Origin of the sequence: Vibrio sp. 10N.222.48.A3 (assembly GCF_041475345.1) — a bacterium.
GTDB classification, from domain to species: Bacteria; Pseudomonadota; Gammaproteobacteria; order Enterobacterales; family Vibrionaceae; genus Vibrio; species Vibrio tasmaniensis_A.
The window spans coordinates 1-2516 of sequence record NZ_JBFRVX010000526.1; the positions used below are offsets into that span (position 1 = coordinate 1).

Below are 2516 nucleotides of genomic sequence, written 5' to 3' on the forward strand. Positions count from 1 at the left end.
ATCTATAAGTTAAAGCTCAATTTCAGTGATGAGTGGTGATTGTTTAAGGAAGTGCTTACATCTAACCACAACGATTTCACGGTATCGGTTTAAATAAGGTAATTGTGAATCAGAAGTAGGAGTGACGAGAGATATAGCATCATCAATGTTGTTTATAATGTCATTTGCGATCTTTACTAGGCTCTGTTGAAGCAATTTTGGTGAAATACCACAATCGTCAGCAAACTCTACAAGTTGGTAGGCATTAATAGAATCTGAGTCAAATTCATCCCCAATTGCCATCGCAAGATCCTGCTCAAATTCAGGGTACATCCTTACATTGACTAGATCGTAAAGTGGCGTTGGTGTTAAGCCCGATTTTTGGACAAAGAAACTGAAGTTTTTGCCATGTGCATCTGCGTTATAAATGCAGAGATTGAACATTGCCCACTTTAGGATCGCTAGTTTTGCCGCTAATGGGTTTTCACATTGCTCTGTTACCGAAAAAAGTCGGGTGAAGCTGACACCATCACGAATATGACTGACATCTCTTTGTTTACCTAAGTTTCGTTCATACTTTCTATCGACACCTAGGTTACAAGCTTGACAGGCATCGATCATATGCCTTCGTTTCACACTTGTTGAGCTAAATAGCTTTCGATCAAATCTCTCTACAATTAAGGCTGGAAATTGGTCAAAATACCGCAACTCAACATCAGCAACATCTAGTTCAACTAGCTTCGCTAACTTCATCGTCACAAATTCATTTATGACAAGGTGTTGTTGGTCATTTTTTTCGAACTTCACAATATGAGTTGAGCATAGTTCACCCTCTCCAAACCCTAAGTTTCCATCGATAGATAAAACGTTGAGCTTAGATTGAACCCCCGCTACTGATAGTCTTGGTTTTCCTTCCCATATTTCTAAATACCAAAGCTCAGGGTCAGATAGTTTCTTAATTAATTCACTATCGTTGATTGGGTTGAAAGAGGTTTCAGTTTGAACTGGAGAAACACCTTCAGATAAGAACATCATTGCACCTGATGTATCTGTTCCAATACCACCAACTTGTGCAAATACGTTTGAACGTGATACGCCAAGAAAGTCGATCAAATAATCTAACCCTTTATTTTCAGGGAGCAAATTCTGTAAGAACCTCCTGATATTGACTGATGGTATATCAGAGTTAAATGGAAGGTGTGGCGATATGGGAAACCCATTATCAATCCAATCTTGCTTGTAGATTACAGATAGAGCATCACTTTCTTTACTCAGTGATAGTTTGCCTATGACTTGCTGGCTATAGACTATATCGAGGATGTATTGATTAGACCCAGACGTCATTACCTTTCTCCTGTGATGAGACTGAAGCATCTAAGTCTTGCCATGGTTGTATCGATATCTTTATTCCTAGAGCAGACACAACTTTCATTAAAGAGGTTAGTTTAATATCGGAGCTGCCTTGTTCAATTTTTATGTAGGTTTGTTTTGAAACACCAGAAAGCAATGCTGCATCTTGCTGGGTGATTTTACTTTGAGTTCTTTTTGCTTTGATCGCCTCACCAAGTAGTGATGGTGTGAACACCTGGCTTAGATCTGGTGACTCAGTTGCTTTTACTTTCTTAACCATAGAACCTCCATATAGCATGATGCAATAAAGTATGTCTTAGTAGACTTTTAAATTATTTATACGTAGATTTTAAATAAAAGTCTATTAAAGTTCACTTTTATGGTGAATACATTGAGTTATCACATAAAAGTCTACAGTAGTGAGCTTTTATGCTTACAAACTTGGCGATCTTATTAAAAGTCTAATGTGATTTACTTTATGTAATGAAAGAACAATAGAAAACTCAAAGCCATGGGGCTTTGAGATACCTAAAGTATGGCTAACTCTCTATCGGAACCTTAAGGTGGTCGTTCAAGTATTGTGTGTAATACAAAGGCATTACAACATTGTCTTGCTCTCACTTCTTGTTTCAACCTTTACTGTCAGATCTAAGGCTTGAATGATTTTAAACATGGTAGAGAGCGTGGCTTTATCTGGTCTAGTTTCAAAGTTAGAAATGGTAGCTTGCTTTATGCGACTCTCTTTGCCACTTCGAACTGAGTCCATTTATTTTTTGCGTATTAGCAATGAAGTACTGGCTAATTGTTGTGGGCTATAAATCACAAGTTGTCATTTCATATTATGAGGTTTGATCCCCATAGAGGATATTGGCCGTGCTATCCCAACAAAGGGATATATATAACTTTATACCTTGCAGGGGATAATCAAAGCCTTTGGCTTTAAAGAGGCATTGCAAGAAGGTGGATACCAGCCTTTATTCGTTCTGTGGCTAAGTTCTTCTGCGATTAGTGATTATCTGTGCGGGTAAGGTGATGGCTGTACGTAAGTAGATCAAATATGCCACACAAAAGTTAATTGGAAATACTGACTTTGAAACGTATGAGATGGTTCGAAACTAAAGTCATGGGAATCAAAAGCACTTTACACCGTGCGTCACCCTGTGAGTGAAAGGTAGCGCGTTTAGTAC

2 protein-coding genes are annotated in these 2516 nt (G+C 38.2%); both read right to left on the reverse strand.

All coding sequences use genetic code 11. The annotated features are described in order from the left end of the window. Positions 1–9 precede the first annotated feature (9 nt). The gene (locus AB4653_RS15245) at positions 10–1323 is read right to left on the reverse strand and encodes a HipA domain-containing protein (protein WP_102258214.1); all 1314 of its coding nucleotides are present in this window, start codon (positions 1321–1323) and stop codon (positions 10–12) included. Then, a complete protein-coding gene (locus AB4653_RS15250; RefSeq protein ID WP_009848316.1) occupies positions 1307–1609 on the reverse strand; it encodes a helix-turn-helix transcriptional regulator in 303 nt (100 codons plus the stop codon). Before AB4653_RS15250 ends, AB4653_RS15245 begins: the two co-directional genes overlap by 17 nt. Positions 1610–2516: the final 907 nt, after the last annotated feature.

Bases quoted from the DNA above. Each gene is read 5' to 3' on its own strand.
- AB4653_RS15245 (WP_102258214.1), bottom strand. From the start codon at position 1,323: ATGACGTCTGGGTCTAATCAATACATCCTCGATATAGTCTATAGCCAG.
- AB4653_RS15250 (WP_009848316.1), bottom strand. From the start codon at position 1,609: ATGGTTAAGAAAGTAAAAGCAACTGAGTCACCAGATCTAAGCCAGGTG.